Annotated in this window: 1 protein-coding gene; it reads left to right on the forward strand. The window is 66.4% G+C overall.

All coding sequences use genetic code 11. The features are described 5' to 3' along the window. Positions 1–580 (forward strand): efflux RND transporter periplasmic adaptor subunit (locus AAE045_RS23940; protein ID WP_455549794.1); only part of this gene is annotated, 580 nt, incomplete at both ends.

The raw sequence follows: 580 nt of genomic DNA on the forward strand, positions 1-580 counted from the left end.
GATCACGGCGAAGAGGAGGCCGAGGAAGGTGTAGTCAAGCTGACCCCTGACCAGATCAAGGCTTCTGGCATCGGCGTGGTGGCTGTCGGGCGCGGCGGTGGCGCATCGACCCGCCTAGCTGGGCGCGTCGAGCCGGCCATCGGGGGGCGTGCTGCGATCGCATCAACGGTCACCGGCCGCGTTGAACGCGTGCTTGTTGCACCTGGTACGGCCGTCAAGAGCAACCAGCCCCTGGTGATCGTTGTCAGTGGAGAAGCCGCGACGTTCAAGGCCGCCGCTACTGCCGCAGCGGCGGAGGCCGAAGCCATCCGCCTGGCCTACGGCCGCGATAAATCCCTTGTCGAGCAAGGCGTAGTGGCACGCCAGGAGCTGGAGGCGTCGCGTGCGCGATCTTTGGCCGCGGATGCTGCCGCTAGTGCTGCACGTGCGCAGGTTGCGGCCAGCGGGTCTCCGGACAGTTCCGGCCGGGTGACCATCTCGAGTCCTGTCGCTGGCTTGGTTGGCAACGTCCAAGTGACGCCCGGTGGCGTCGTCTCAGCTGGGACGCTTGTTGCGGAGGTTTCCAATCCCGACATGAATG

The sequence above is a fragment of the Dryocola clanedunensis genome (assembly GCF_038405435.1).
Lineage (GTDB): Bacteria > Pseudomonadota > Gammaproteobacteria > Enterobacterales > Enterobacteriaceae > Dryocola > Dryocola clanedunensis_A.